This is a genomic window from Nostoc sp. TCL240-02, assembly GCF_013343235.1.
Lineage (GTDB): Bacteria > Cyanobacteriota > Cyanobacteriia > Cyanobacteriales > Nostocaceae > Nostoc.
Window position 1 is genome coordinate 4,371,017 of the sequence record NZ_CP040094.1, and the last position, 25,127, is coordinate 4,396,143.

Below are 25,127 nucleotides of genomic sequence, written 5' to 3' on the forward strand. Positions count from 1 at the left end.
CCTTTGATAAGCTTTAACAAAATAACTGTTAAAAAATCTAAAAATTTAGTAAAAGTACTCACTGCATTCGCCAGACTTGTATTTTTAGGTAAATGTAGTTGTTTAGATATTTGTAAAGTGTCGGGGAGTCTAACAGATGAAGATATTGGTATTAAGTTGGGAGTTTCCGCCAAGGATTGTTGGGGGAATTGCGCGACATGTAGCGGAATTGTACCCGGAACTGGTAAAGCTAGGACATGAAGTCCACCTGATTACGCCGGAGTTTGGTCAGGCATCGCTGTATGAGGTGGTTGAAGGAGTAAAGGTACATCGGGTGCCAGTGGCACATAGTAACGACTTTTTCCACTGGGTAGTCAATCTAAATTTAAGTATGGGAGATCAAGGTGGTAAGTTGATCTTGGAGGAAGGGCCCTTTGATTTAATTCATGCCCACGATTGGTTAGTTGGAGATGCTGCGATCGCTCTCAAGCATAATTTTAAAATACCACTAATTGCCACAATTCATGCTACAGAATACGGACGCTATAACGGTATTCATACAGAGATCCAAGGCTATATAAATGGCAAAGAAACCTTGCTGGCTTATAATGCTTGGCGAATTATTGTTTGTAGCGACTATATGCGCCAAGAGGTAGAACGAGCATTATACAGTCCTTGGGACAAAATCGATGTTATCTATAACGGTATCAGAGCCGAAAAGAAACAGCATCACGTAGATTTTCATGCGTTAGATTTTCGTCGCCAATTTGCCACAGACAATGAGAAAATTGTTTACTACCTCGGTCGTATGACCTACGAAAAGGGTGTACCGATATTACTTAATGCTGCACCCAAAATCCTTTCCCAAATGGGAGGTAACGTTAAATTTGTCATTGTTGGTGGTGGAAATACTGACCATCTCAAACGCCAAGCCTGGGATTTAGGAATTTGGCATCATTGCTATTTTACAGGTTTTCTCTCTGATGATTACTTAGATAAATTCCAAACTGTTGCTGACTGTGCCGTTTTTCCTAGTCTTTACGAACCCTTTGGAATTGTAGCTTTAGAAAGCTTTGCTTCTCGCGTGCCTGTAGTGGTTTCCGATACAGGTGGTTTTCCTGAAGTGGTGCAACATACCAAAACAGGCATTGTTACTTGGGTGAACAATTCCGACTCTTTAGCTTGGGGAATTTTAGAAGTGTTGAAAAATCCAAGTTATCGACAATGGCTAGTGGATAACGCTTATGAGGATTTAGAGCGGCGCTTTAGCTGGCCGAAATTAGCTAGGCAAACTCAAGAAGTATATCAGCGAGTTGTGCAAGAGCGATCGCAAATTTCCTGGTAAGAGACTTTTCACAGCGGCGATTTCTTCCAAAAGTAGGAATTACGCCCAATAGAGTCCTAAACGTTTTGTAAAGGGGAAGGAACCTGATTTTTCATTTGCCTTTATTACTGCTCATGTCGCTGATATCTCAGTACTAAGGTGACTGAGCTTTACACTTACCGCAAACCTTGTAACAATCAACATAAATACCTTTTGTTGCTAACTAATCGTGCTTGGAAGCGTCAGGCATAATTGCCTCCTGAAGATTTACCCCACTAAGGTTAGCTCCCCTCATGTCGGCTCCTCTCAGGTTGGCTCCTCTGAGATTTGCCCCTACCAAATTCGCGCCTCTCAGGTTAGTCCAACTCAAGTCAGCTTCACTCAAGTCAGCCTCACTTAAGTTAGCCCGCAACAGGTAAGCACCACTGAAGCGAGCCTTATTCAAATTAGCTTTGTAAAGGTCAGTTTTATAAAGATAAGCCCCCGATGCTTCCGCTTCATACAAACTTGCTTCGCTAAGGTCAGCCTCAATCAAGTTAGCTTCAATGAGGTTGGCAAAAGATAGATTTGCCCGTATCAGCTTCGCTGCACCTAAATCGGCATCTCTCAAGTTAGCGTCTCTTAGGTCAGTTCCAATTAGATTAGCATGAGCGATCGCAGCGCCTCTCAGATTTGCCTCACTCAAGTCGGCTCCAATCAAATTAGCATGACTCAAATCTGCTTGCGTAAGTATAGCACCACTGAAGTTAGCAACACTGAAGTTAGCATCACTCAAGTTAGCTTCAACAAGCAAGGCTTTGCTGAGGTTGGCACTACTGAGATCAGCACCACTGAGGTTTGCTCGCACCAGTAAAGCATTACTCAAATCTACCTTTCTCAAATTTACCCCCTGGAGGTTTGCGCCTCTGAGGTTATTCCCTTGCAGATTTGCGGCGCTTAGGTCTGGTTCAATCTGAGGATTTTTCTTTCTCCACTCAATCCATGTAACTGCACCTGCTTTGAGTAAAGTTAGATGCTCTCGATTTGCCATTTTCTCTCCTTTACTCCTGACGACCACCTAGAGGATTTGCTCGGCCAGCCACACTTTCAATGGCCGTTAAAGCTCCCGCCGCACCTGCTAAAATATCTCGCTCATGTCCACCTAAGTAAAGTCGTCCAAAACTTCCTACAGCTTGAACCTCAAGGATGTTAATCGATGCCGCTTTTTCAGCTTCATTCGCAGCGAGTGCAGCGTAAGCAGCAGGCTCCACTTCTAATACATACAGCGTTTGACCTGCTAGTAGTAGCTGTCCCCGTCGCGTGCGATTAATAAGTTGTGTTTGGTAAGCATCGATGTTGCGGATAATCTGGCTAGAAACAACACGCGGTTTCAGACATTCCTCTTTTCGAACTCCCAATGCCGCTAAAATGGCTTGACCAGCAGCTCGCGTTTCCCCTTGGGAGCTAGAATGAACTTCTAATAATCCGTACAGCCGTTCAACTACCTGTACTCCCGGACGGACAGAGGCAGCTTTTAGAGCTACATCCGTAATTTTATTAATTTCGATACCAGGAGAAATTTCAATCCACAGTGATGTATCCCCTGGTAATGGTAAGAAGCCTTGGGCTACTGTTCCCATATATGCTGCATGTTGAGGTTGCAGGCTGTCGAGAAATACGAAACTGCGTAGTTCTATTCCCAAGATTTTGCTCTCCAGTCATAAGGGTAAAAGTTATCTATTGCAAGATATGAGTGCCTAACTTGGGTAATTTTTGCCACAAGTGAAGCATGGAAAAATACAAAGTATAAAAATTTTGCTGTCGATAAATTTTACACCTGAGAAGTATTCTGGCAGTAAAAACCGCCTTGATAATTGTACAAGCTTTATTACGCACAAATCGCTGCCTGCAATGCCTAAATCGGGCAATGCTTGTTTTGATTTACCGCTCGAGTTAATGTGACAAAAAAAGTCTTTAGCTAAACTGAAGCGGGAAAAGTTCAGTGAACTTTTCCCGCTATCTTCAAAATACTGCCAAACCTGCAGCCAATTAAATTGACAATACTACTACTGGTCTATCGCATTAGTTATGAGTGATAAATACGTTTGTAGTCAGGACTTTAGTCCTCAAACGTAATATAAGTCAAGTAGCTCTAATCAGGCAGGAATTGCAGTAATTTTATTCGGTTTTTCAGATACTTTGACTTGTCCCAAAACAAGGCAATGTTCACTTGCTCATCCGCTAATTAAATGCAAAGCCGATCTCCCTTATTCTCTGTTGTAATAGCTTTTAAGGGTCTTACCATCAATGGAAATTACTTGTGCCCCAAATGTTTTAACTATCGACTGTACTCATCTGTGAAAACAACGCTCAAATACTTTTGGGTTCATAAGTTCAAACACTCGCCGAAAGGTATCTGGACAAGGAATGCCATTCGGTAAAGTTAAAAACTGCTCTAACCAATTAGACTTGCTAAACCCATAAGTTTCCATATCCTCCCATCCTTTACCCACTGCAATCACTGATCAGATACCGAATTAGTTAATGTACATTAATACTTATACCTTCGGGTAGAAGGAAAATACTATTGTAATTTCTAAGCTAGTGATTAAGTTTTTTGATGGATTAAATTATGCTGAACATTATTGCTTGGATTATTCTGGGTTTAATTGCTGGAGCTATAGCAAAAGCTATTTATCCTGGTCGTCAAGGTGGTGGAATTGTTTCAACTATGGTTTTAGGTATCATAGGTGCTGTAATCGGGGGAATTTTAATTACTCTTTTAGAGACAGGAAAATTTCAATTAACTGCTGCAACCCTTAGTATACCAGGTGTAATTGTTGCTATAATTGGCGCAATAATTGCCATTTTTCTCTGGAACCTATTAGCTAATCGCGCCAGTTATTAGTTGAATTAAATCTCTATAAAAATCGTTTTTAAAAGCAATTTCTTCGGAATTCACCCTTTCAGATTTTATGCAGATACAAAAACTCCACTTCCTCAAGGTTAGTGGAGTAATTAATGTTAAAGTATCGGTAATGAATCATGGTTAGTGTTGCTGCACTGCAAAAACTAAATTATTCTAAAGCTTTCTTAAGTTCATCTTTAATGTTTTCTACAGTGTGACCAACTTGGGCTTCAGCTTGCTTTGCTTGCCCTTCAGCTTTATCTTGTGGATTTCCAGTTATTTCACCCACAACCTCTTGGATTTTTCCTTCAATATTTTTTACAGTAGCTTCTACTCTTTTTTCGGTACTCATGGTTTTTATGTCTAGCTTGTAGTTAATTCAGCTATTACATAAACTAACAGTAATATATTCTTTTCAACTTCCATCAACCGATAGAAGAATTCGGTCGATTATGTATCTTAAGATAGATACGGTGAGCTACAGAGTAAGCAAGTAAAGAAATCCGAATTCATATAAATTTGCACTGTTCACATCCCCGGCTTTTTTGAGAAGTCGGGGATTTAACTTTTCACAAACTATTTAGGACTGCTATATACATCTTCATAGAAAATTAGAGAAGTCAAAGTAAATTTTCAATAAAAGGGCAGAAAAGGAGTGGCAACAAAACGTCAAAAAGATGTATGGAGGAGTGAGATTAATGACATTATTCGGGGTGCTTGCGGAGGTTTTTTATTTGGCATCCCTTTACTGTATACAATGGAGGTTTGGTGGATTGGATCGCTGGCAAAATCACAACTGATGATGATGGCGATCGCATTTATGTTTATCGTGGTGTACTTGCTCAATCAAACAGAAGGCTTTCGGAAACGCAGATATAGCTGGCTAGCTCCTCAAGCCGCAATGGATACCGTAGAAGCGATCGCGATCGGACTAGCTTGCTCTGCCTTTGTGCTGCTACTATTGCGAGAATTGACACTAGAAACTTCTCTAAAAGAATCTTTAGGTAAAATCATCTTTGAAAGTGTACCATTTGCTCTTGGTGTAGCATTAGCCAACCAGTTGTTGGGAGATAGTAGAAACAGCAATGGAGAAGCACAAAAAGCCGATAGCACAACCAGCAACACAAAAGATGAGTTAAACGCCACCTTTGCCGATGTGGGTGGAACCCTAATTGGTGCAACCATAATTGCATTTAACATCGCTCCAACAGATGAAATTACTATGCTTGCAGCCGCAGCCTCACCACCTTGGGAGTTAGCAATGATCGCCACATCTTTACTAATTTCTTATGGCATTGTATTTCAAGCAGGCTTTTCTGACCAGCAAAAGCGAAGAGAGCAAAAGGGAATTTTCCAACGACCATCAAGCGAAACTATTATGTCTTACTTAGTGTCACTCCTAGCAAGCGCTTTTATGCTGTGGTTCTTTCAAAAGTTAACTTTTAGCGATCCTTGGACAATGTGGTTAGATCACACCTTAATGCTGGGCTTACCTGCAACTATTGGCGGTGCAGCCGGCAGGTTAGCAATATGACTCAAACAGAACAACCACCAAAGCGCTCAATAGCTGAGTGGATAACATTCAGCGTCGCCTCACTTATCCTAGCAATCATTGTGAGTTTAGTAGGTTACACTTGGCTGAACGAAAAGAATCAACCTCCCATTCTTTCTGTTACCAAAAAAGAAACAATTCGGGAAATTGATGGCCAATTTTATGTTCCCTTTGAAGTGGTGAATAGTGGAGGAGATACAGCTGAGTCAGTTCAGATTATGGCTGAGTTAATGATTGACGGCAAAGTTACAGAAACAGGAGAGCAACAGATTGACTTTTTATCTAGTGGGGAAAGTGAAGAAGGCGCATTTATATTCACCCAAAACCCGCGTCAAGGTCAGTTAAATTTGCGTGTTGGTAGTTATAAATTGCCATAGAGAAGATAATATCCCCGACTTCTCAAATAAGTAGGGGATATACGGCTTGCAATTCTTACAAATCAAATAAAATTGCTATATGACTCAATATTTGATTTTTGAAAAACTTAGTACAACTCAAATAGCTTTCTTTCGAGTTGCCTATTGCGCTTGCGTTGCACTTAGCTCATCACATTGCCTCTTACCATGCCCACCCTACACGAACAAAAATCAAAGCGGATTCATATAATTATTAACGCGCAGTAGTTTAAGCTTTAACTTTAGCTTTTGACCAAACGCCGTTTTGATCTTCATCATATTGCTGATGAACAGACTCCCAAGCAGCTTGTTCGGCTGTGAACTCGTCATTTTTTTCATTGAAGACAGTATTATAGCGCTCAATGAATGTGCGTTGAGCTTCATCAGAAAGATGAGTGCGAACTTCAGGAGACAAGTCATCTGGACTGTTGCACTGTCCAGGACAAGGGCGAGCAAAGGTTTTTTCGATCGTGTTAATTTCTTCGCCACCAGCACTTTCGAGTAGCAATTGAAATTCGCCAGTGCGATCGCTCGGAACTTCTGCCATCAGTAAGAATTCGCCTGCTTGTAAGCGGGTTTGGTAGATAGCCGCCTTATCTTCTGGCATCCCCAAAGTAGTTAGAACTGATACCAGACCGGCACCTGCACTACCTGCGATCGCTCCACTAGCAGCACCCAACAACACTGCACCAATAGGCCCTGCTGCTACGATTGGGCCGACAAAGGGAATAAACAGTACGCCTACACCAGTGAGCAAGCTGAGAAAGGAACCAAACAAGGAACCAAAAACTGCCCCCGTTCTCAAACCTCCCAGAATCACATCCTTTTTACTAATAAAGCCTGCAATTCTAGTTTCTGACTGAAAGTTTCTACCCATGACCGAAATATGATCTCTAGGTACACCCCTGTCTAGTAAACGTCGAATTACATCATCAATTTGCTTCTGTTCTTTGAATACAGCAGATATAGTACGTTCTGCTTTGTATACTTCTGTCACTTAAGTACTCTCCCTGTATTATTTTGTTTGTGCAATGGATATGGTGAAGAGGTAGATGCAGGCAGATTAATTCTTTTACACCAGTTAGAAGCCAATACAGTTCAGTTAAGCATTTCTTTATTCTCTCAGTGCCGCGCCAGTTGCTTCAAGTCGGGGAACCCGCCCAACGCACTGGCTTCTCTGCATCTCTGTGGTAGCCTGCGGCAAGCCGCTCCGTGTCTACGTAAAAAAATTGACTTTAACAAAGAGTTTTAGCCTTAACTGAACCGTATTGAGTTAGAAGCAGGATTGATTCCTGCTTCTAACTGGTTTTACAGACAGCCATCTCAACTCAGACGTTATAAACTACACACCTACAGGAGTCTTAGCCCCAGATGCTGGCTGTCTACCATCTGGATCTAATGCCTCTCCTTCAATAAATGAACGCAGCATCCAAGCTATCTCCTCATGCTGTTCCAACAGTCCAGTTAAAAAGTCAGCAGTTCCTTGATCGTGGAAATCATCACCAGACTGATCTACATGGTCTCTTAAGTTACGAATAACCTGCTCGTGATCATGCACTAAATTAGCTACCATCTTCGTTGCTGTGGGAACATTACCAGCATGTTCCTTCAGGGTAGCAATCTTAAGAAATCCTTCCATTGTGCCAACTGGATAACCGCCCAAAGCACGAATCCGCTCTGCCAAGGCATCAATATTTAGAGTCAGCTTTTCGTAGTGTTCTTCCCAAAGCTGGTGCAAAGAACGGAACTGAGGGCCAACGACATCCCAGTGATACTTTTTGGTTTTCACCAACAGTAGATAGGCATCTGCCAAATCTTTATTTAACAGATTAATTACACCTTGACGCTGTTCTTCTGTCAACCCAATGTTTATCGCACGCATTGTTTTTCCATCCCTAAGCAAACTTATTTACTAACTTCTCAAATTTCAGATACATTCCACATCAACCAAAGGAAACATTATGAGCTTAGATTAGTTACTCAATTCATAATTGTACCTATGTCTTAATAGGTATTATTCAGCCAATAGTCTAGTAATTATCCATTTTCAACTCCAAGTATAAGAATATTAAATATAATAGTTAATTCATACCATCTAAACTCAGTTTTCCAACAATACTCAGGTGAAGATAGCTTTATACTTAATTAATTTAATTAACCAGCCTGCTTAACATTAAAAATGTAGTAATGGGTCATTGCTTTTACACAATGACCCATTACTACCCAAAAATTACCAGAACTATTAATTTAGTTACTTACCTGTAACTTTCTCTAACACATTCTTAATATTTTCTTCCACAGAGGTTGCACCCTGTGAATTTTCAGGACGCTTCTGCTTGTCAATATCAGCATCTCCCTGAACCTCGTTGAGTCCTTTGTTGGACTCCTTTTGAACCTTTTTCAATCCTGCTGGTGGTTCTTTAGCAGCTTCATCAGTTTTGCGCTGAATGTCAAGTAGTTGTGTAGTGCCTTCGGTAGGATTACTTTGATAGCTATCGATTGCAAAAGCAGGAAAAGCACTAGATAACAGTAGTAAGGCGCAAGTAAAGCCTACAATTAGAAAACGTACTGGACTTAAGATAGATAAAACAGAAGCAATAGTCTTCATTTGAAATCCTCGATAACAGCTTTAACAACGCAGAACTTTCACGGATAAAGCAGAGCTTATATTTTTATTTGGCAAATTGAGCAATAATAAAAATAGCAAACTACACTTTAATCTGAAAATCCTTGTAAAAGGAACCTGATAAAGAGATGAAGAAATTATCTTTGTATTTCTGCATCGAAATAAGTAAGGGATAATAAGCAAATACCACCTTAATTCTGTAGCAAAAATTTTACATTTGATATTGACATTCTTTTCTCAAGGTTCCTTGTTTCTACTTGTACTTTGAAAATGCTAAAGCCTGCATCAATCTCTAGAATGAACTTTTCTATATCTGTGGTTGCAATAAAAATCAGTCTCTAGATATATCGACTTAATATAGTTGTCGCAGATTAATGACTCTGGGATTTGTCTTCAGTGAGTCCAACTTTATCGAATCAATGCAATTTCACAAATATGCACTTTATAGGATATTTGTAAAGGATAAAATTATATAAATATCTCCTTTTTTAAGGGGAAAAATAAATCTTTTATTTAAACTTGATAAGTCTGCCTTATTACTTCTTCTATTGAACTTACTCGATTAAACATTTCTATTAATTCATGGGATCTCGTTTTTCGCTTCGCCAGTAGTACTTTTAAGGGCATTAAATAATGAATATCTGGGTCATTTTCCAAGGCAACTTCGGCTGCTTGCAAGACTTTTGTCGCATTCTCAAAAATATCCTCGTTGTCAAAACCTTCTTTTGCTGAAATTTGATGTAATGCTGCATCGGGTACAGTTTCTCTACCTAGTAATGTGTTATCTAACACCAAACCTTTCAATAAAGCTAGCAAAGATGCGTAGATTAAAAAATCATCACAACTATCACAAGCTTTAAATTCAATACGTCCTACTTCAGCCGGGATGCGGGCGATTTTTGTTAGTGAAGGTATACTATTAATTAACTGTTCTTCTTTCTGAACAAAAACTAAGGTTGCTGGTCTTTTTCCAGTTCTGATAAATGTTCGTACCGATAACCCATCCCATAAACCTCCGTTATAAAAAGGAGAACTATAACTAAAAGGAACTATATAGGGACTGTAATAAGTTAACTTTTTGCCAATATCAATTACACTTTCAGTAGACAAATCTGCCACTGAAATATTTAAATCTGGCCCATAAGACACCATGTGAATATTAGCAGTTTGTTCGTCAGGATAAGCCTGTAGCTGTTTGATTTCATAATCATTTAATGGAGGTTGAGGTTCAAAAGTCGGATTGTAGGGATTAAAACTGACCAAAACTGGTGATAAATCAAAGTTAGCAGCAACTTCACGTAGTAAGTGAAAACTTGCTGATAATTCCGTAATAGCGCCTTGAATATCAGAATGTATAGTTGTTCTAATTTCAATACCTTTAACATGACAGTCTATCACTTCATCGGAATCTGCAAATCTTTCGAATCCTTCAATATACCATCTCTTCATCTTAATACCTGCATCACCTACGCGCAGTTGAGGATAATCGCTGGGATATGTGGGTAACTTTTCAATAATTTGATTAAAATCAGCAAATTTTGTGTGAGAAAAATCAGCAAATTTTCCTTCTTTGTTTAGGAAAGCGACTTCATGCTCAATGCCAAAGAAAAACATTATTTATACCTTTATTGCTTAGAGTTAACCTAATCTAACTAATAGATATTTCCAAAAATTAAATATGCTTTATCCAGAACCCTTGTAGAGATGTAGCACGAATATTTAAGATACTCCAATCAAATTTACTTTAACTATAAAAATTCTCAATAATAGGATAAATGAATTTTACCCCAAGATCGGCTTTTGCGATTTGAAAACCTCTCTGATTTATTTTTCTGTGCTGCCCTGACTATCTTCCTAGTCGCCGGTTAGGGTAGCTTAGTAGTGACTGAGGAAAGCTACCAGACGTGAGTTTATGATAAGTACCGTTCAATCCCCCTACAGCAGCGAACAGATTGCCGCTTGGTTGCGTGGGCTGCTCACCATTGCTTGGGCAGATGGGAATTTTGATGCCCAAGAACAGGAATTAATAGCCAATATCACCAAAGATGAATTAGCTCCTAAAATTAAATGGGACTCATTAGAGGTAATTAAGCCAGAAGAATTAGCCGCAGTGTTGGGTAAAGGTACACCAGCCGCGGAAAATTTTTTAAGGACAGCGATTATGGTAGCGATCGCAGATGGTACTTATTCTCCCAGTGAAGATGAGGTTCTGCATCAGTTCTGCCAAGCCTTAGAACAGCCAGAAGAGTTACTAGAAGCCCTTCGCCATACCCTAGAACACCCACAGCAACTTACCCCTGCGATCGCCAGCCCTGGACTTACAAAGCGTCAAATTGATGCACTACACCCTCTGCGTGACTGGCTGGATGGGCTAGATATTCAAGACCCAAGAGTAGCCCGCTTTTTGTGTAAAATGATTCCCTCCCAGTGTCCCTTTGAGCGGGATGTCACCTTATTTGGACGCAAGATTGTTCACATCCCCCCGATGTGTAAAATTAACCCCTTGTATGAGCAACTGGTGGGCTTACGTTTCCGCGCCCTCTCTTATCTAGCTGATAAATGCGGTGAAGATGTTTCACCATATATTTAGTTAAAGTTAGGAGTGAGGAGTAAGGAGTTATAATTTGTAACTCCTCACTCTTCACTTCTCATTATTATTTAAGTATGCAATTTATCGACCAAGCAAAAATTGAAGTTGAAGCTGGTAAGGGCGGCGATGGTATTGTCGCCTTCCGGCGAGAGAAATACGTGCCGACTGGTGGCCCCTCTGGTGGTAATGGAGGACGAGGCGGTTCGGTATTTTTCGTGGCCGACGAAAACCTACAAACCTTGCTGGACTTCAGATATAATCATCGTTTTCAGGCAGAAAAAGGGACTCGTGGTGGCCCAAATAACTGCACTGGCGCAGCAGGGAAGGATTTAATCATCGAAGTTCCTTGTGGTACAACCATTTATGATGCTGAAACTGGCGAACTGCTGGGAGATTTAACTGAGCCTCAGCAGACTTTGCGAATTGCTCAAGGTGGTAAAGGTGGACTAGGAAATCAGCATTTCTTGAGTAACCGTAACCGCGCCCCAGAATATGCCCTCCCAGGATTACCGGGGGAAATAAAGCAGCTGCGTCTGGAGTTGAAACTTTTGGCAGAAGTGGGGATTATTGGCTTACCAAATGCAGGAAAATCCACTCTAATTTCATCTTTATCAGCAGCACGTCCAAAAATTGCCGACTATCCCTTTACTACCTTGATCCCAAATTTGGGTGTAGTGCGAAAACCGACTGGCGATGGTACTGTTTTCGCCGATATTCCTGGACTAATTGCGGGAGCATCTCACGGGGCTGGGTTGGGGCATGATTTCTTGCGTCATATTGAGCGCACGCGAGTGCTACTTCACTTGATTGATGCCACTAGTGATGATGTCATTAGGGATTACAACACAATTAAAGAAGAATTAAAAGCTTATGGACAGGGTTTAGCAGAACGTCCACAAATTTTGGCGCTGAATAAAATTGATGCCGTAGATCGGGAAACTGTCGATTTGGAGGCTTTAGCTACCCAACTTAATCATCTCTCCTACGCCCCGGTTTTTATAATTTCAGCAGTTACTCGCATCGGCTTAGAGCCGATGTTACAAGAAATCTGGGGAATTCTCGACCAAATGAAGGTTCCTGAAGAAGTGGAGGCATTGAGATAATTCGTAATGGGCTACGCCCCGCTACGCTAACGTAATTACTACTTCATTGGCAGGAAAGAGCAAATATAGATGATTGGAAAAACCACATCTGTCGTAGGGGCAATTCATGAATTGCCCCTACAGCGAGGCTCTATTCTCATCAAAGAATGATTAATAAAAACCTAAAACGACGTATTGACGTTGATACACAACATAATTGTTTTGCAATCTTTGTAAATCTAATTGTAATAAAAGCTCTTAAAATTACGAATTATATTGACTATCTTGAATCAGGGGAATTTTAATCACAAACTCAGTGCCTTTTCCTGGCTGCGAAATACATTCTACGGAACCGCCATGTCTTTCTGTAATGATCTGGTAGCTAATGGCAAGTCCCATTCCTGTACCTTTGCCGATGGGCTTGGTGGTAAAAAAGGGATCAAATAATTGTTTTTTCACATTTTCTGGTATTCCCAATCCATTATCGCCAATCCTAATTATTACCTGATTTGGCTCCTGTAGTTGAGTACAAATGCCAATTATCGGAATTGGGCATTGGTTATTCTCCTTATCTGCTTTACCGCAACTCTCCACTCTCTCTTCTAAAGCATCGATCGCATTTGACAAAATATTCATGAATACTTGGTTTAGCTGCCCAGCGTAACATTCAACCAAGGGGAGTTTGCCATATTCTTTAATTATTTGAATTTTTGGGTGTTGGTCATTACCCTTGAAGCGGCTTTGCAAAATCATCAAAGTACTATCAATTCCCTCATGGATATCAACAGCTTTCATCTCGGCTTCATCCAAGCGCGAAAAAGTTCGCAAAGAAAGTACAATCTCTCGAATGCGGTCTGCCCCAACATTCATTGAGTTTAGTATTTGTGGCAAATCTGACTTCAAAAAGTCTAGTTCGATTTGTTCTGCAAAATCCTGAATTTCTGATATTGGTTCAGGATAATGATTTTGGTAGAGTTGCAAAAGTGAAAGTAAATCTTGAATATATTCCTTGGCAGGGCTAAGGTTGCCATAGATAAAATTGACCGGATTGTTGATTTCATGCGCTACTCCTGCGACTAGTTGACCCAAACTGGACATCTTTTCACCTTGAATTAACTGAGTCTGGGTCTGTTGAACTTCACGGAGTGCAATTTTAAGTTCTTCGGCTTGTTGTCGTAGTTGGGCTTCCGACTTTAGCAAGGCTTCCTTAGCTTGTTTTCGTTCAGTAATGTCTAAAACCATTGACGCAACGCCAATCACCTGGCCATCAGGAGCAATTAACGGGTTGTTATACCACTCGCAGACCATCATCCTGCCATCTCTACTGATGTTATCGTTGACGCTAAAACTCCCTCCACATTGTGTTGATAGAGCGGTGATAATCTCATTTACATGCTTTCTGGCGTTTTCAGGTATTATGCTCTCAAAACGATTCCCCACCATTTCCTCAGTGGTGTATCCAAAGATTCTTTCTGCTGCCCGATTCCATGTCTGAATCTTAAGGTTAGTATTCCATTCAATAATGGCTAAAGGTGTTTGTTCAATCAGCAATGCCAGTCTTTGCTGTGAAGCCCTAAGTTCTGCATCTGCTTGCTTGTATTCAGTAATGTCCCGAAAATACCAAATCCTACCATAATCATCTCCTAATGGAGATGCCTCACCATAAGCTCCTTGCTGTTTACGCACAGGTGCAGAATAGCGCTCAAAAATTCTTCCAGACTTCAGGAAAATTTCATCACGGCTGCTTTTTTCTGGATGCTGGTAAAGATACTCCACCTTCGCTAAAAATTCGTCTGGATTTACTAGTTTGTCTAGTACCCATTCCAGGAGTTGGCGATCGTCGCGTGTTTGGAGCATTACCGCAGGTATTTGCCATAGCTGGGAGAATTTCTGATTGTATGATGTCACTTTACGATTTTCATCAATAATCAGAATTCCGTCGATGGAAGCTTCTTGTTGAGCTTGCAGTACAGCATTAATGCGGTGTAGGTCTTTTTCTGCTTGCTGACGATCGCGCAGTATGGCTTGCTGTTCGCTAATGTTGCAAAGTAACCAACGCCAGCCGATCTGCTGACCTTGTGAATTATACATGGCAACCATCTTGGTACTAGCAGGAAAGGCTGTACCTCCTAGTGACTGTAGTTCGACTTCCCAATCCTGCACCTGCTGCAAATTTGTCAGTTTATTCATGAAGGTTTTGCGGTCTGGTTCGGCGATAAATAGAATGAATGGTTTACCTATTAGATAGTTTTGTCTCACAGATAGTAAGGCTGCTGTTACATAGTTAACCTCTTTGATGATGCCGGCGACATCAGTTACTAAGTAAGCATTTGGAGCAAGATCAAACAAATCCTGGTAACGCCGACGCTCTAATTCTGCCGTTTCACAAGCGATCGCTAATTCTTCGTTTTGTTGACGCAGTTCTTCTAGAGCTTCCCGAAGTGCTTCACAAGTTTGCATAAGATCAGTAATATCGGTAACTCTGTCAGTCACACCCAGAACTTTATCAGCTTCATTCGATAAAATGATGTCTCGAATGCTACCCATTAGAAATTTATTACCAGTCTCATCTTCAAAGCAAGACTTTTTGGTAGAGATAAGATGGGTTATACCCTGAGCATCAGTAAAAAGATCCTGATTCTCATTAGTAATATTTGTGGTGAAAACCAGTTCATCTTTTTGCCGGAACACATCAGCTTCTGCTTGAGGAAAAAAATCATAGTCTGATTTACCAATTAATTCTTCTCGGCTATGACCTATGAAATCACAGTAGTTATCGTTAAGTAATACCCAGCGATGTTGACGGTCTTTTACAAAAATTGGGTCAGATATGCTATTGACCATCTGATGCAGAAATGCTGAGGAAAAGTTTTGCTGCTGCGTGTTGTGTTTTTGCGCGAGGTTATCTAAGAATCTAGGATGGTTCATACCGGAATTTATCTCTAAAATTTGGCAATAAGCCTCTATCTGGTTGCACTACATAAAACTGCCCTTCTCAGATTCGGAGAAGGATACACTTGAATGAAATTTCAAGGCAAGGCGAAATTTGTGGAACTCACGTTTATTTAGCTCCATGTATCTCAGCATGAGTATTATTTATTATTCCCAGACTAAGTATGAATGCAACAAGCAAACTCATCTTTAACTTTTAGTCTTTCCAGAAAAATTGGGACTAGGAAGATTTTCTTCTCTATGGAAATAAAGACGCTAGGCGATCGCACTTATCATCTGTGGTGTAGTCTTTTTAATTATTCGCGCCCTGATCTCCCACTGAAATTTGCACTCAGAATTAGTGACAGGATATAAAACGGGCGATATTTGTTGGATTAAGTAATATCATCATGTCTGGCTAATTAGTTGTTATTGCAAACGAAGTGTTCATGGCGCATCTATATCTGATAAGAGATACGACATTGCTCAGTGAAGTTAGGAGGCTACACTGTACTTTGTAATCCAAGTCAGTGCGGCTAGTTCACGTAGAAATTGATACAAAAGCTTAAAGGCTTTGCTTACTGGTAAAAAAACGGAGTTAGACTAGAATTGCAGGGTAACAATCAGAGGAAAATTATGATGAGCGATCGCGACTATACATTAATTATTGATAAAAGCGGTAGCATGTCTACACCCGACCAAGTGGGCGGTAGAAGTAGATGGGAGATTGCCCAAGAGTCTACACTCGCTTTGGCAAGAAAGGCTGAACAGTTTGACCCCGATGGCATCACGGTTTACTTGTTTTCCGGTAGATTTAAACGCTACGATGATGTCACCTCAGCCAAAGTCGCACAGATATTTCTCGAAAATGACCCTGCTGGGACGACAAACTTAGCTGGTGTGCTTCAAGACGCACTCAATAATTACTTTCAACGTAAAGCAGCCGGTAAAAGCAAGCCAAACGGAGAGACAATTTTAGTCATCACCGATGGGGAACCAGACGATCGCAAAGCTGTATTTGAAGTTATCATTCATGCTACTCGCCAGATGGAGCGTGATGAAGAATTAGGAATTTCGATCATTCAAGTAGGTTCAGATGCCCAAGCGACTAAGTTCCTCAAAGCTTTGGATGACCAGTTGCAAAGCGTTGGCGCTAAATTTGATATTTGCGACACGGTTACTTTAGACGACTTAGAAGAAATGAGTCTTGTAGATGTATTGACTAACGCAATAACTGACTGATTAGTTTAAAGTTTTTTATTAAATAATTGGGAAAATTATAAATGCTAGAAAATCGTGATTACACCTTAATTATTGACAAAAGCGGCAGCATGGCAACCCAAGATCAAAAGGGTGGCAGAAGTAGATGGTTTGCAGCACAGGAATCTACTTTAGCTTTAGCTAGCAAGTGTGAGCAGTTTGACCCAGATGGTATCACGATTTATTTATTTTCTGGTAAATTCAAGCGATACGAAAACGTTACATCTAGTCTAGTAGGGCAAATTTTCCGAGAAAATGATCCCTCTGGTACAACTGACTTGGCAGGTGTATTGAAACACGCAACTGACGATTACTTACAACGCAAAGCAGCCGGTCAAACAAAGCCAAATGGTGAAACAATTTTAGTGGTTACTGATGGTGAACCAGACGATCGCAAAGCAGTTATGAAGGTAATTATTGAAGCTTCTCGCCGCATCGATCGAGATGAAGAATTAGCCATTTCCTTCATTCAAGTCGGCACAGATGTACAAGCTACTCGCTTTCTGAAAGTCTTAGATGATGAACTTCAAAGTGCTGGTGCTAAGTTTGATATCTGTGACACCATTACTATGGAAGATATGGAAGATATGAGTCTATCAGAAGTTCTGCTCAATGCCATTAATGATTAGCTATACCATTTATAGGAATTGCAAAAATGGATTCCATTGATAAGCTGTTAGCCGAACTCAAAACTGAATATAAAGAAGTACAATCACAACAGCAACAGTCAAAATCAGCCACAGCTAAATCCTTTATTCCATCATTGCCAAAGTCGGCATCTTTTATGGATAACATTTTGGCAGAGGTTAAGGCTAGTTTTGCAGAAGAGGATGCTGCTATTGAGTTAAAAAAACAACAAGAACTAGAACAGGAACGAATTCGCCAAGAACAACTCAAAGCCAAACAATTAGAGGCTTTGAAAATACAGGCAAAAGAATGGTTAGCCAAAGTAGATCCACTCTCGTCGGAAGGACTTTGGTTTGAAAGGTTCGCTGAAAGTTACACCTCAAAATTAGAGGCAGCGGTTGAATATTTGAGAAGCAATGAATAAACGTCTTCAAAAAAAATGTAGAGACGTAAAATATTGCGTCTCTATTAATTTCTAGACATATCTAAATAAACAATTCAAGATTCAAAAATAATCTTTTATCTCAAACAGGACTTACGCAAAAAATACCCCAAACCCTAATTTCCAGTTAGGGGCAATTCATGTAGACGCGGAGCGGCTTACCGCAGGGTATTGCCCCTACGGTGTGTAGTTTTGCGTAAGTCCGATCAAATTTAAAATGAGCAATTATTATTTATTATCCATGCTCAATATTGATGGTGATTTGTTCGATTTGAGTGTTGAACAGCCCATTCATGCATAGCATAGAGAATTGGTTGCAAAGTTTCTCCTAAATGCGTTAGCGAATATTCTACCTTTGGTGGAATTTGAGGATAAATTTCTCGATTGATAATGCCGTCTTGCTCCATTTCTCTAAGTTGCTGAGTCAACATCTTTTGCGTAACTCCGGGTAAAGCTCGTTGTAACTCACCAAACCGTTTTACGCCAGTCATTAATTCTCTAATAATCAAAACTTTCCAGCGTCCACCAATTACCTTTAGGGTAGTTTCTACTTCACAAGTCAGCCTGAGATTGTTTTCTGCTTCAGCTTTCATAGTCAGTTTTTAAGAAGTACCTTACTTAGGTTTGCTGGTAGTACCGCTAGTTAAAAGTATGGGTACATCTACAACACTCCACAAAATTTAACTGCTTTCTTTGATAGACTAAATTTTTTTAATATTAGATACTCAATGATAACTATAATTACGTAGCTATCAACTCAGAATCGATTTCCGACGGCGCACTATCTTGGACTAGCGATCGCGTTTCGCCATTACGCTGGAGGATACCGCCAACCATTGCTAACAAGGCGTTTACCTTGCGGGTTCGCCACATATCTACAAGTTTTTCCACTTTGGCAGCAGACATCCGTCGCATCATCGCTTCATAGAGATAAGCAGCATGTCCAGTTTCATCTTGAGCAATACTTAGCATTCCTAACTTCAAGTTACGATCGGTTGGCTCGTTATCAGGTAATACTTTCGCCATTCGCGCAAAGTCTTTACTAGCATCTAACTCAAGAATGTATGTGCTAGCCATAAATACATCCCAGTCAATGACAGCAGGTTTTAGCTGTTCTTGCGTGTAGCCTTCAAAGAATGCTGCAAAAAATGGGCTACGTTGCTGTTGTGATTTATTTGTGGTTGTAGTTTGGGGTTGACGCTTAAAATCCATAACTTGTTTATTCATCTGTTGTAAGGCGTGGGCAAAAACTTTACCATGCCTAGTCTCATCTGATGCATGTTTTGCTAATTTTTCGGCTAGCCATGTATCGCCTTCGGCTGCGGCGCGATCGCTAAGTGTAGATAAAAACGGCACAGAACCAGATTCAGCAAAATAAAACCCCGCAAGGATGTTGGGACGGGTTTTTAAATCACGGATTTGAGCAGCAGAGTAATAGGCAAAAGCACCTGAACCAGCTAAATGCAGAATGTGAGTTAAGAAGTTCATCAGAAATTGCCACTGGTAATTAGAAGGTTACAATTCTTATACTAATGTGCATTTTATATTCGTTGTCGCCAGAGGGTTTTACCGATTGGAATTTTGAATTGTGGCAGTATGTCAAAGGTTAACAAATATATCTGGTCATTTTGCTAATATCATCCCACAGAGGTAATGCAGGTGAGTTGGGATGGAGAAATTAACTAAACCAGTACGATTTTGGCTTTGTGCAACTATCATGATTTTGGGTTTGATAGGCTGTGATCGCTTTGTCAATACTTCTGGAGAACCAGTTGAGCGTGTCAGTGATGGCGACACTATAGTAGTTAAAGATAGCAGTGGGAAAAATTTTACTGTGCGCTTTGCTTGTGTAGATGCCCCAGAAATAGCCCACTCTAATAAAGAAAAGCAGAGTAAACGCACTAGCGATCGCAATCAATTTACTTGGGGTGTGAAAGCCCAAGAACGGGTACAACAACTGGTGCAACAAGGAGGCGATCGCGTAACTTTGAATATCACCGATAGCGATCGCTATGGACGCAAAATTGCCGAAGTCCGTTTACAAAATGGCACTTTTGTGCAGCAGATATTGTTAAAAGAAGGATTGGCAAAAGTGTATCGTCCTTATTTAAACAAGTGTCCTAGCAAAGACTTAATTCAACAAGCTGAAGCTGAAGCCAAGGAACAACGCCTTGGTATTTGGAGTGACGCTAAATTCGTTAATCCTTGGGAATATCGCACCCTATCAAAAAAATAAAAACTCTAGCTGTTTCTAATTGAATACACTACATCGTTTGGCATTGCATATTTACCACATCATTTAGCAACTCCCACATTCCCCCTGCCCCCTGCCTCCCCTACTCCTCTTTCCAAGTTTGCAGTTGAAAATAAACTAGTACCAGCGTCACTGCTAGTAATATTGTCGCTGCTGCTGCTGCATAACCAAAATCAAACTGAGCAAAAGCCTCTTGATAAATGTAGTAAACCAGCAAATTAGTAGAATTCAATGGGCCACCGCCAGTCATGACAAAAACTTGCTCAAAACTCCGCAATGTAAAAATTGCAGTAGTGATGATTGCAAATATCACAGTAGGGCGCAATCCGGGCAGAGTAATATACCAAAATTGTTGCCAAGCATTTGCTCCATCCAAATCTGCTGCTTCATAACGACTGGGAGGAATTGCTTGCAAGCCTGCTAAAAAAACTACCATATTGAAACCCAGTTGTTTCCAAATACTCATTAAAATAATTACTGGCATTGCCCAAAATGTGTCTCCTAGCCAGGGTATAGCTGCAATACCAAAAAAATCTAAAAGTCCGTTAACTGGGCCTGATGTTTGAAACAGCCAGCGAAATCCCAAGCCGGCTGCCACAAGTGAAATAATCGAAGGTAGAAAGTATGCACTCCGCATGATGCCCCGCAAGGGAATAGAGCGGTTTAATAGCACAGCCAATCCCAAGGAGATAACTAAACTGGGAATGATGGTGGCAACAGTAAAATAAAAGGTGTTACCCAAAACTTGCCAGAAGTCGGGGTTAAGTAGCAAGCGCCAATAGTTTTTTAAGCCTATCCAATAAGTACCTTTTAAGGTGAAACTACCAGCAGTAAAGCTGAGGTAGAACAAATAAGCGATCGGCCAAATGATAAAAACACCCAGTAAAGTTAGTGCTGGTGTGAGAAAAGTCCAGGCGGCTACTGTATCAGTATCCAACCAAGACTTAGTATATATTTTTTTTTGCATCTATAATTTTTCCTCTTAGCTGTTTATGACCCTCCGCCCTGATTCTACCCTTAGCTTGGTTTCTCCCAGCATTAGCGATATTTGCCAACAAGTCGTTCCTTTATAGCGATCGCTTGGGTAAACTCTTGGTTCATAATTATCTCTAGTTGGAGTCTTTAAACTAATTTTTGCATCAAAGCCCAGTAGGTGTGTAGTTTACAGCCGTAGGCATCGCTTATACTTTAATATGCTATTATTGGCATAATTAGCATTACATGAGTAAAAAATAAGAAAAACCCCTCAAATGGATTGCAAGCGCTCTTGATGATTTAAAAGATTTCCCTGAAGATGTACAAGATGTAATGGGTTATGCTCTGGATTTAGCACAACATGGTGAAAAGCATCCTGACGCAAAACCTTTGTATGGATTTACAGGCACTGGGGTTTTAGAAATTGTAGATGATTTTGAAGGAGATATATACAGGGCAATTTATACTGTTAAATTTGCAGGATTTGTTTACCTATTACATTCATTTCAAAAGAAATCAAAACACGGTATTGCTACACCAAAACAAGATATACATTTAGTTAAAAAGAGACTCCAGGTTGCTCAGGAAGATTATTTACAAGAAATAGCAAAAACAGTCGAGTAAAAAATGAGCAACGAAAATGATGTTTATATTAGTAACGGAAATATCTTTGCTGATCTAGGATTGTCTAATCCTGAAGAGCGCTTAATTAAAGCAGAACTTGCACGCAAAATTAGTGAAATTATTGTTAATCGCCAATTAAATCAAGTCCAAGCAGCCGAGGTTCTTGGAATAGATCAACCAAAAATATCTGCTTTAACTAGAGGGAAACTAAAAGATTTTTCAATAGATAGATTGATCAGATTTATAAACATTTTAGGTAATGATGTAGAAATTACAATTAAGCCTAAACCAGAAAGCCATTCAATTGCTTGCACGACTGTAATTTGTGAATAATTTTTAACCTAAAAGGCATACAGATCGTGATGATTTAACGCGGATGATTTCTACAAGAAAGGCAACCAAATATGAGCAACGAATCTATTTTGAGACATCGCTTGGGTAAGCTCTTTGTTCATAATCATCTTTAGTTAGAGTCTTTAGTTAAACTAAGTTTTATGCGTACTCAATTAAGCGTCTATTTTCCTGGTTTGTGTGATAGCTCTTACTCAGAAAATTCCAATTCATCTGGTAATTTGTTTCCCTTGAAGTTAGATCGGTCTTCGGCTGGTTAGAGTATTTTTATGCCCAATGCCCTATTTACCTTTCTATAGGAATATCCAATGCCTTTAGCTTCAATTCTTGAGCCGGATAATCAGTGAGAGAAAGTGATATTTTCTTGACACCACTAAGTAAAGCTGTGGGAATACTCACTGTACCTGAAAATGCTGGCCCATTTACAGGCAATTCTGTTGGTAAACCCTCTGTACTAGCGCTCAGGGCTCGTCCTTTATCATCGGTAACATCTAAAAAACTATACAGGAAGCGCACAGAATCCTTACCTTTGTTCTGCATTTTCACTTTCAGTACCAAATCACCACCAGAGTAGCGGGCAGATTGCACAGACATAGTTACACCCTCACTTTGGGCAGTAACAGGAAAACCTGGCAGGGGTTTTTCTTCAACCACTTCTGAAGGTTTTTCCTCTGGTTTTTGCTTGCTGCTATTGGTTTGTATATCTTTAGGTTTTGTCACAGAAGTAGTTGATAATTGACCCTTAAAAATTTCATGACCTGCTACTGCTGTTACCAAACCTAAACCTCCCAAGCCAGCCCACTTCAAAAACTTTTGTCGGGTTAGCTGTAATTTTTGGCGATATTCTGCTTTCTCTTGCTGCCGTTGTTTCTCTGCCTTTTGCTGTTTTAGTCGTACAAGTTCTTGTTGTCGTTGTTTCTCTGCTTCCTGCTGTTTTAGTCGTACAAGTTCTTGTTGTCGTTGTTTTTCTGCCTCCTGCTGTCTGATTTCCTCTTGCTGTTTCCGGTATTCTGCTTCTAAAAATGGTTGAATAATAATTGCTTCTAATGCAGATGTTTCCACATCATTTAGTTCAAGAAGTTGCTGAAGAAGTTGCCTTAAACTCTGCCGAACATCATCACTATAAAGGGAATTTCCTGCTTTAATTGTTTTAATTAATTCCTGCTCATACTGCTGTAATTTTTGATGATATTCTACTTCTTCCTGCTGCTTCAGTCGTACTGTTTCTTCTTGTTGCTGCCTGATTGTCTCTTGCTCTTTCCGGTATTCTGCTTCTGAGTATGATTGAATAATAATTGCTTCCAGTGCCGATGTTTCCACATCATTTAGTTCTAAAACTTGTTGAAATCGTCGCAACTCTTCACAAGTAGCATCACTGAGAGGATATTCAAACTGCATCGATTCTCTAAACACCTGTTCATACTGTTGCAGCTTTTGCCGACGTTCCTCGATCGCAGCAACAATTCGATTTTCAATTGCAGTCACATCTTCAGCAGTCAGATTCAACGCTTGGTGACGTTGGGTTAGTTGAGAGCGTTTGAAAGCACTGAGCGGATATTCTTGCTGAACAGCTTCTGTAAATTCCTGCTCATATTGCCGCAAGTTTGCTTGATGCGTTTCAATCTCAGCATTAATCCGCCTCTCGATCGCTCCCACATCTCCATCACTCAACCCCAACGTCTGCCAGGTTTGCTGCAACTGCTTCCGCGTCACCTCATCTGGATAATGCTGGCGCTGCGTCGCCTTCACAAACGCTTGCTCGTACTGCTGGAGTTTTTGATGATAGCTTTCAATCTGCGTTGTGATTTGCGCTTCAATTGGGGCAACATCTACATCCGTCAGTCCCAAGCGCTGCTGCTGTTGACGTAAATCATTGCGGGTTGCTTCACTAAGAGGATATTCCTGCTGCGTGGCAGTCAAAAACAGCCGTTGGTAGTCCTGGAGTTTCTGGTGATATGCTTCTATCTCAGCCGTAGTCTGAGATTCTATCGCGGCAATATCTCTGTCTGCAAGCTCTAATTGCTGCTGGGTTTGCCGTAAGCGATCGCGGCTTGCTGCACTTAGGGGAAACTCCTGTCGCAGTGCCGTTGTAAACGCCTGCTGATATGTTTGCAGGTTTTGCTGATACGTCTTAAAACTTGCAGTCACCTGTGCTTCAATCGGCATCGTGTCCTCATTCCGCAGCCCCAAAATTTGCTGGAGATTTTGCAGATCGAGGCGATCGCTATCGGTAATTGTCTCATCTCGCTCCAGTAGTTCAGTAAACACCTGCTGATACTGCTGGAGTTTGTCGCGGAACTCATTGCGGTACGGTTCCAACACCTCATCTTCGATCGCCTTTGCTTCAGTTGTCTCCAATCCCAAGCGAGTTCTCAATACATCCAATGTACGACGACCAACAAAGGAAATTTCGCCTCGATGAATAAATCGCGCTACCTCTTTACGGTATCGCTGTCTAGGATCGCCGGGAGCTACCTTTGTCAGTCGAATTTTAAAGCCTTCTCTAATTGCATAGATTTCCGGCTTCATTGCAGGTTGAAGTTCTCGCACCTTCTGACTGGCGTACTCATGGAGTTCATCGATGGAGATAAACTCATCGCGATCGCGATCGGCTTCTCCCGACTTGATACCTTCAACCAAAAAACGAGTGTAAATCGATAAATCTTGCCCTTCCTCCTCAAAGGAATATTGCGTTGAAGTAGAAGAAGTCAATACGGCTCTTCCTTCACCTCCCAACTGCTCCCGGATGTCAATCATGCCGTCATCTTTGGCAGACATTCCCTCAGCAAACGCGCCACTAAAGCAGCTATCTAGGATAACCACCTGCCGACGGGAACGGCTTTCGCTCATGCGATCGTGAATGAAAGTGGCAGACACCGACGTTGAGCGAATCAATTCGCCCTGCTGTGTTTTACTGGTGTTGCGAGTTGCCAGATACAGCCTACCGCGATCGTCTTTGATGCCGTGTCCTGAAAAATACAGCAACAGCAAATCATCTTTGTGCCGTCCAGAGAATAGCGTTTCGATCGTAATTTCTACAACTTGTCGTTCAGGATTTTTTAGCAGGGTAATATCTGACGCAGCAAATCCACCCATCTCTGGATGCAGCAGTACCTCACAAACTGCTTCCACATCTTTAACTGCACTGGGCAAAGGGTTCAGCCCTGGCTCATACTCACTGACCCCAATCAGTAACGCTACCTTCGCCATTTAATCTACCTATGCTGC

General features: G+C 40.8%; 24 protein-coding genes and 2 pseudogenes. 12 read left to right on the top strand and 14 right to left on the bottom strand.

Annotated features, from left to right (window positions below; all coding sequences use genetic code 11):
* Positions 1–136: 136 nt before the first annotated feature.
* Positions 137–1,324 (top strand): glycosyltransferase family 4 protein, encoded by a 1,188-nt coding sequence (locus FBB35_RS18560; protein WP_174710880.1) that lies wholly within the window; start codon positions 137–139, stop codon positions 1,322–1,324.
* A 202-nt stretch (positions 1,325–1,526) separates the two neighbouring features.
* On the opposite strand, the gene FBB35_RS18565 is transcribed toward FBB35_RS18560, so the two are convergent.
* The 3 genes from FBB35_RS18565 to FBB35_RS18575 all read right to left on the bottom strand — a co-directional run bounded on the left by FBB35_RS18565 (position 1,527) and on the right by FBB35_RS18575 (position 3,795).
* A complete protein-coding gene (locus FBB35_RS18565; protein WP_174710881.1) occupies positions 1,527–2,333 on the bottom strand; it encodes a pentapeptide repeat-containing protein in 807 nt (268 codons plus the stop codon).
* Between the two features lie 10 nt (positions 2,334–2,343).
* Positions 2,344–2,985, bottom strand: coding sequence for a hypothetical protein (locus tag FBB35_RS18570; RefSeq protein ID WP_174710882.1), 642 nt, complete (start codon positions 2,983–2,985; stop codon positions 2,344–2,346).
* A 648-nt stretch (positions 2,986–3,633) separates the two neighbouring features.
* A complete protein-coding gene (locus tag FBB35_RS18575) occupies positions 3,634–3,795 on the bottom strand; it encodes a transposase family protein (protein ID WP_174710883.1) in 162 nt (53 codons plus the stop codon).
* A 122-nt stretch (positions 3,796–3,917) separates the two neighbouring features.
* Here FBB35_RS18575 and FBB35_RS18580 point away from each other — a divergent pair, with 122 nt between their 5' ends.
* Positions 3,918–4,190, top strand: coding sequence for a GlsB/YeaQ/YmgE family stress response membrane protein (locus FBB35_RS18580; RefSeq protein ID WP_174713700.1), 273 nt, complete (start codon positions 3,918–3,920; stop codon positions 4,188–4,190).
* Between the two features lie 169 nt (positions 4,191–4,359).
* Here the strand turns inward: FBB35_RS18580 and FBB35_RS18585 are convergent, their stop codons facing one another.
* Positions 4,360–4,542, bottom strand: coding sequence for a CsbD family protein (locus tag FBB35_RS18585; protein ID WP_012409675.1), 183 nt, complete (start codon positions 4,540–4,542; stop codon positions 4,360–4,362).
* A gap of 303 nt (positions 4,543–4,845) precedes the next feature.
* On the opposite strand from FBB35_RS18585, the gene FBB35_RS18590 reads away from it, so the two are divergent.
* Both FBB35_RS18590 and FBB35_RS18595 read left to right on the top strand, forming a co-directional pair.
* A complete protein-coding gene (locus FBB35_RS18590) occupies positions 4,846–5,724 on the top strand; it encodes a TIGR02587 family membrane protein (RefSeq protein ID WP_174710884.1) in 879 nt (292 codons plus the stop codon).
* Positions 5,721–6,119, top strand: a complete 399-nt coding sequence (locus FBB35_RS18595) for a TIGR02588 family protein (protein ID WP_174710885.1) — start codon at positions 5,721–5,723, stop codon at positions 6,117–6,119. Before FBB35_RS18590 ends, FBB35_RS18595 begins: the two co-directional genes overlap by 4 nt.
* A 247-nt stretch (positions 6,120–6,366) precedes the next feature.
* Here the strand turns inward: FBB35_RS18595 and FBB35_RS18600 are convergent, their stop codons facing one another.
* From FBB35_RS18600 to FBB35_RS18615, 4 genes are all read right to left on the bottom strand, one after another.
* Positions 6,367–7,134 carry a ChaB family protein gene (locus tag FBB35_RS18600; RefSeq protein ID WP_174710886.1) on the bottom strand — a complete coding sequence of 256 codons (768 nt, stop codon included), beginning with the start codon at positions 7,132–7,134 and terminating at the stop codon, positions 6,367–6,369.
* A gap of 345 nt (positions 7,135–7,479) precedes the next feature.
* A complete protein-coding gene (locus FBB35_RS18605) occupies positions 7,480–8,019 on the bottom strand; it encodes a Dps family protein (RefSeq protein ID WP_114085114.1) in 540 nt (179 codons plus the stop codon).
* Between the two features lie 369 nt (positions 8,020–8,388).
* The gene (locus FBB35_RS18610) at positions 8,389–8,745 is read right to left on the bottom strand and encodes a hypothetical protein (RefSeq protein ID WP_174710887.1); all 357 of its coding nucleotides are present in this window, start codon (positions 8,743–8,745) and stop codon (positions 8,389–8,391) included.
* Between the two features lie 531 nt (positions 8,746–9,276).
* Positions 9,277–10,377, bottom strand: a complete 1,101-nt coding sequence (locus FBB35_RS18615) for a glutamate--cysteine ligase (protein WP_174710888.1) — start codon at positions 10,375–10,377, stop codon at positions 9,277–9,279.
* A 298-nt stretch (positions 10,378–10,675) separates the two neighbouring features.
* Between FBB35_RS18615 and FBB35_RS18620 the strand changes: the two genes are divergently transcribed.
* Positions 10,676–11,353, top strand: coding sequence for a Mo-dependent nitrogenase C-terminal domain-containing protein (locus tag FBB35_RS18620; protein WP_174710889.1), 678 nt, complete (start codon positions 10,676–10,678; stop codon positions 11,351–11,353).
* A 74-nt stretch (positions 11,354–11,427) separates the two neighbouring features.
* Positions 11,428–12,456: a GTPase ObgE gene (gene obgE / locus FBB35_RS18625; protein WP_174710890.1), complete on the top strand. Its 1,029-nt coding sequence runs from the start codon at positions 11,428–11,430 to the stop codon at positions 12,454–12,456.
* Positions 12,457–12,699: 243 nt separating this feature from the next.
* Here obgE and FBB35_RS18630 read toward each other — a convergent pair whose 3' ends face one another.
* Positions 12,700–15,363, bottom strand: coding sequence for a PAS domain S-box protein (locus FBB35_RS18630; RefSeq protein ID WP_174710891.1), 2,664 nt, complete (start codon positions 15,361–15,363; stop codon positions 12,700–12,702).
* A gap of 639 nt (positions 15,364–16,002) precedes the next feature.
* Here FBB35_RS18630 and FBB35_RS18635 point away from each other — a divergent pair.
* From FBB35_RS18635 to FBB35_RS18645, 3 genes are read left to right on the top strand one after another with little or no spacing between them, the layout of a single operon-like run.
* Positions 16,003–16,608, top strand: coding sequence for a VWA domain-containing protein (locus tag FBB35_RS18635; RefSeq protein ID WP_114085108.1), 606 nt, complete (start codon positions 16,003–16,005; stop codon positions 16,606–16,608).
* A 41-nt stretch (positions 16,609–16,649) separates the two neighbouring features.
* Positions 16,650–17,255 carry a VWA domain-containing protein gene (locus FBB35_RS18640; RefSeq protein WP_174710892.1) on the top strand — a complete coding sequence of 202 codons (606 nt, stop codon included), beginning with the start codon at positions 16,650–16,652 and terminating at the stop codon, positions 17,253–17,255.
* Positions 17,256–17,281: 26 nt separating this feature from the next.
* Positions 17,282–17,677, top strand: a complete 396-nt coding sequence (locus FBB35_RS18645) for a hypothetical protein (protein WP_174710893.1) — start codon at positions 17,282–17,284, stop codon at positions 17,675–17,677.
* Positions 17,678–17,940: 263 nt separating this feature from the next.
* On the opposite strand, the gene FBB35_RS18650 is transcribed toward FBB35_RS18645, so the two are convergent.
* Positions 17,941–18,288, bottom strand: a complete 348-nt coding sequence (locus FBB35_RS18650) for a helix-turn-helix domain-containing protein (RefSeq protein WP_174710894.1) — start codon at positions 18,286–18,288, stop codon at positions 17,941–17,943.
* A gap of 148 nt (positions 18,289–18,436) precedes the next feature.
* Positions 18,437–19,183: a ferritin-like domain-containing protein gene (locus tag FBB35_RS18655; RefSeq protein ID WP_174710895.1), complete on the bottom strand. Its 747-nt coding sequence runs from the start codon at positions 19,181–19,183 to the stop codon at positions 18,437–18,439.
* A 181-nt stretch (positions 19,184–19,364) separates the two neighbouring features.
* Between FBB35_RS18655 and FBB35_RS18660 the strand changes: the two genes are divergently transcribed.
* Positions 19,365–19,931, top strand: a complete 567-nt coding sequence (locus FBB35_RS18660; protein ID WP_174710896.1) for a thermonuclease family protein — start codon at positions 19,365–19,367, stop codon at positions 19,929–19,931.
* A 100-nt stretch (positions 19,932–20,031) separates the two neighbouring features.
* Here FBB35_RS18660 and FBB35_RS18665 read toward each other — a convergent pair whose 3' ends face one another.
* A complete protein-coding gene (locus FBB35_RS18665; RefSeq protein WP_174710897.1) occupies positions 20,032–20,916 on the bottom strand; it encodes a carbohydrate ABC transporter permease in 885 nt (294 codons plus the stop codon).
* A 287-nt stretch (positions 20,917–21,203) separates the two neighbouring features.
* Here FBB35_RS18665 and FBB35_RS18670 point away from each other — a divergent pair, with 287 nt between their 5' ends.
* Entirely contained in the window at positions 21,204–21,548 is a 345-nt protein-coding gene (locus tag FBB35_RS18670; RefSeq protein WP_217481739.1) for a type II toxin-antitoxin system RelE/ParE family toxin, read from the top strand.
* A 3-nt stretch (positions 21,549–21,551) separates the two neighbouring features.
* A complete protein-coding gene (locus FBB35_RS18675; protein WP_174710898.1) occupies positions 21,552–21,881 on the top strand; it encodes a helix-turn-helix domain-containing protein in 330 nt (109 codons plus the stop codon).
* A gap of 303 nt (positions 21,882–22,184) precedes the next feature.
* Here the strand turns inward: FBB35_RS18675 and FBB35_RS18680 are convergent.
* Together FBB35_RS18680 and FBB35_RS34840 are read right to left on the bottom strand one after the other, a co-directional pair.
* Positions 22,185–22,604 (bottom strand): annotated as a pseudogene (locus tag FBB35_RS18680) (hypothetical protein); the annotation flags it as partial.
* Positions 22,605–24,428: 1,824 nt separating this feature from the next.
* Positions 24,429–25,109, bottom strand: a pseudogene (locus FBB35_RS34840) (caspase domain-containing protein); the annotation flags it as partial.
* Positions 25,110–25,127: the final 18 nt, after the last annotated feature.

What these genes read in the sequence shown, in the direction of transcription:
- FBB35_RS18665 (WP_174710897.1), bottom strand. Translation starts at nt 20,916, where the DNA reads ATGCAAAAAAAAATATATACTAAGTCTTGGTTGGATACTGATACAGTA.
- obgE (WP_174710890.1), top strand. Translation starts at nt 11,428, where the DNA reads ATGCAATTTATCGACCAAGCAAAAATTGAAGTTGAAGCTGGTAAGGGC.
- FBB35_RS18635 (WP_114085108.1), top strand. Translation starts at nt 16,003, where the DNA reads ATGATGAGCGATCGCGACTATACATTAATTATTGATAAAAGCGGTAGC.
- FBB35_RS18560 (WP_174710880.1), top strand. Translation starts at nt 137, where the DNA reads ATGAAGATATTGGTATTAAGTTGGGAGTTTCCGCCAAGGATTGTTGGG.
- FBB35_RS18675 (WP_174710898.1), top strand. Translation starts at nt 21,552, where the DNA reads ATGAGCAACGAAAATGATGTTTATATTAGTAACGGAAATATCTTTGCT.
- FBB35_RS18585 (WP_012409675.1), bottom strand. Translation starts at nt 4,542, where the DNA reads ATGAGTACCGAAAAAAGAGTAGAAGCTACTGTAAAAAATATTGAAGGA.
- FBB35_RS18620 (WP_174710889.1), top strand. Translation starts at nt 10,676, where the DNA reads ATGATAAGTACCGTTCAATCCCCCTACAGCAGCGAACAGATTGCCGCT.
- FBB35_RS18650 (WP_174710894.1), bottom strand. Translation starts at nt 18,288, where the DNA reads ATGAAAGCTGAAGCAGAAAACAATCTCAGGCTGACTTGTGAAGTAGAA.
- FBB35_RS18640 (WP_174710892.1), top strand. Translation starts at nt 16,650, where the DNA reads ATGCTAGAAAATCGTGATTACACCTTAATTATTGACAAAAGCGGCAGC.
- FBB35_RS18630 (WP_174710891.1), bottom strand. Translation starts at nt 15,363, where the DNA reads ATGAACCATCCTAGATTCTTAGATAACCTCGCGCAAAAACACAACACG.
- FBB35_RS18615 (WP_174710888.1), bottom strand. Translation starts at nt 10,377, where the DNA reads ATGTTTTTCTTTGGCATTGAGCATGAAGTCGCTTTCCTAAACAAAGAA.
- FBB35_RS18565 (WP_174710881.1), bottom strand. Translation starts at nt 2,333, where the DNA reads ATGGCAAATCGAGAGCATCTAACTTTACTCAAAGCAGGTGCAGTTACA.
- FBB35_RS18595 (WP_174710885.1), top strand. Translation starts at nt 5,721, where the DNA reads ATGACTCAAACAGAACAACCACCAAAGCGCTCAATAGCTGAGTGGATA.
- FBB35_RS18655 (WP_174710895.1), bottom strand. Translation starts at nt 19,183, where the DNA reads ATGAACTTCTTAACTCACATTCTGCATTTAGCTGGTTCAGGTGCTTTT.
- FBB35_RS18605 (WP_114085114.1), bottom strand. Translation starts at nt 8,019, where the DNA reads ATGCGTGCGATAAACATTGGGTTGACAGAAGAACAGCGTCAAGGTGTA.
- FBB35_RS18610 (WP_174710887.1), bottom strand. Translation starts at nt 8,745, where the DNA reads ATGAAGACTATTGCTTCTGTTTTATCTATCTTAAGTCCAGTACGTTTT.
- FBB35_RS18645 (WP_174710893.1), top strand. Translation starts at nt 17,282, where the DNA reads ATGGATTCCATTGATAAGCTGTTAGCCGAACTCAAAACTGAATATAAA.
- FBB35_RS18660 (WP_174710896.1), top strand. Translation starts at nt 19,365, where the DNA reads ATGGAGAAATTAACTAAACCAGTACGATTTTGGCTTTGTGCAACTATC.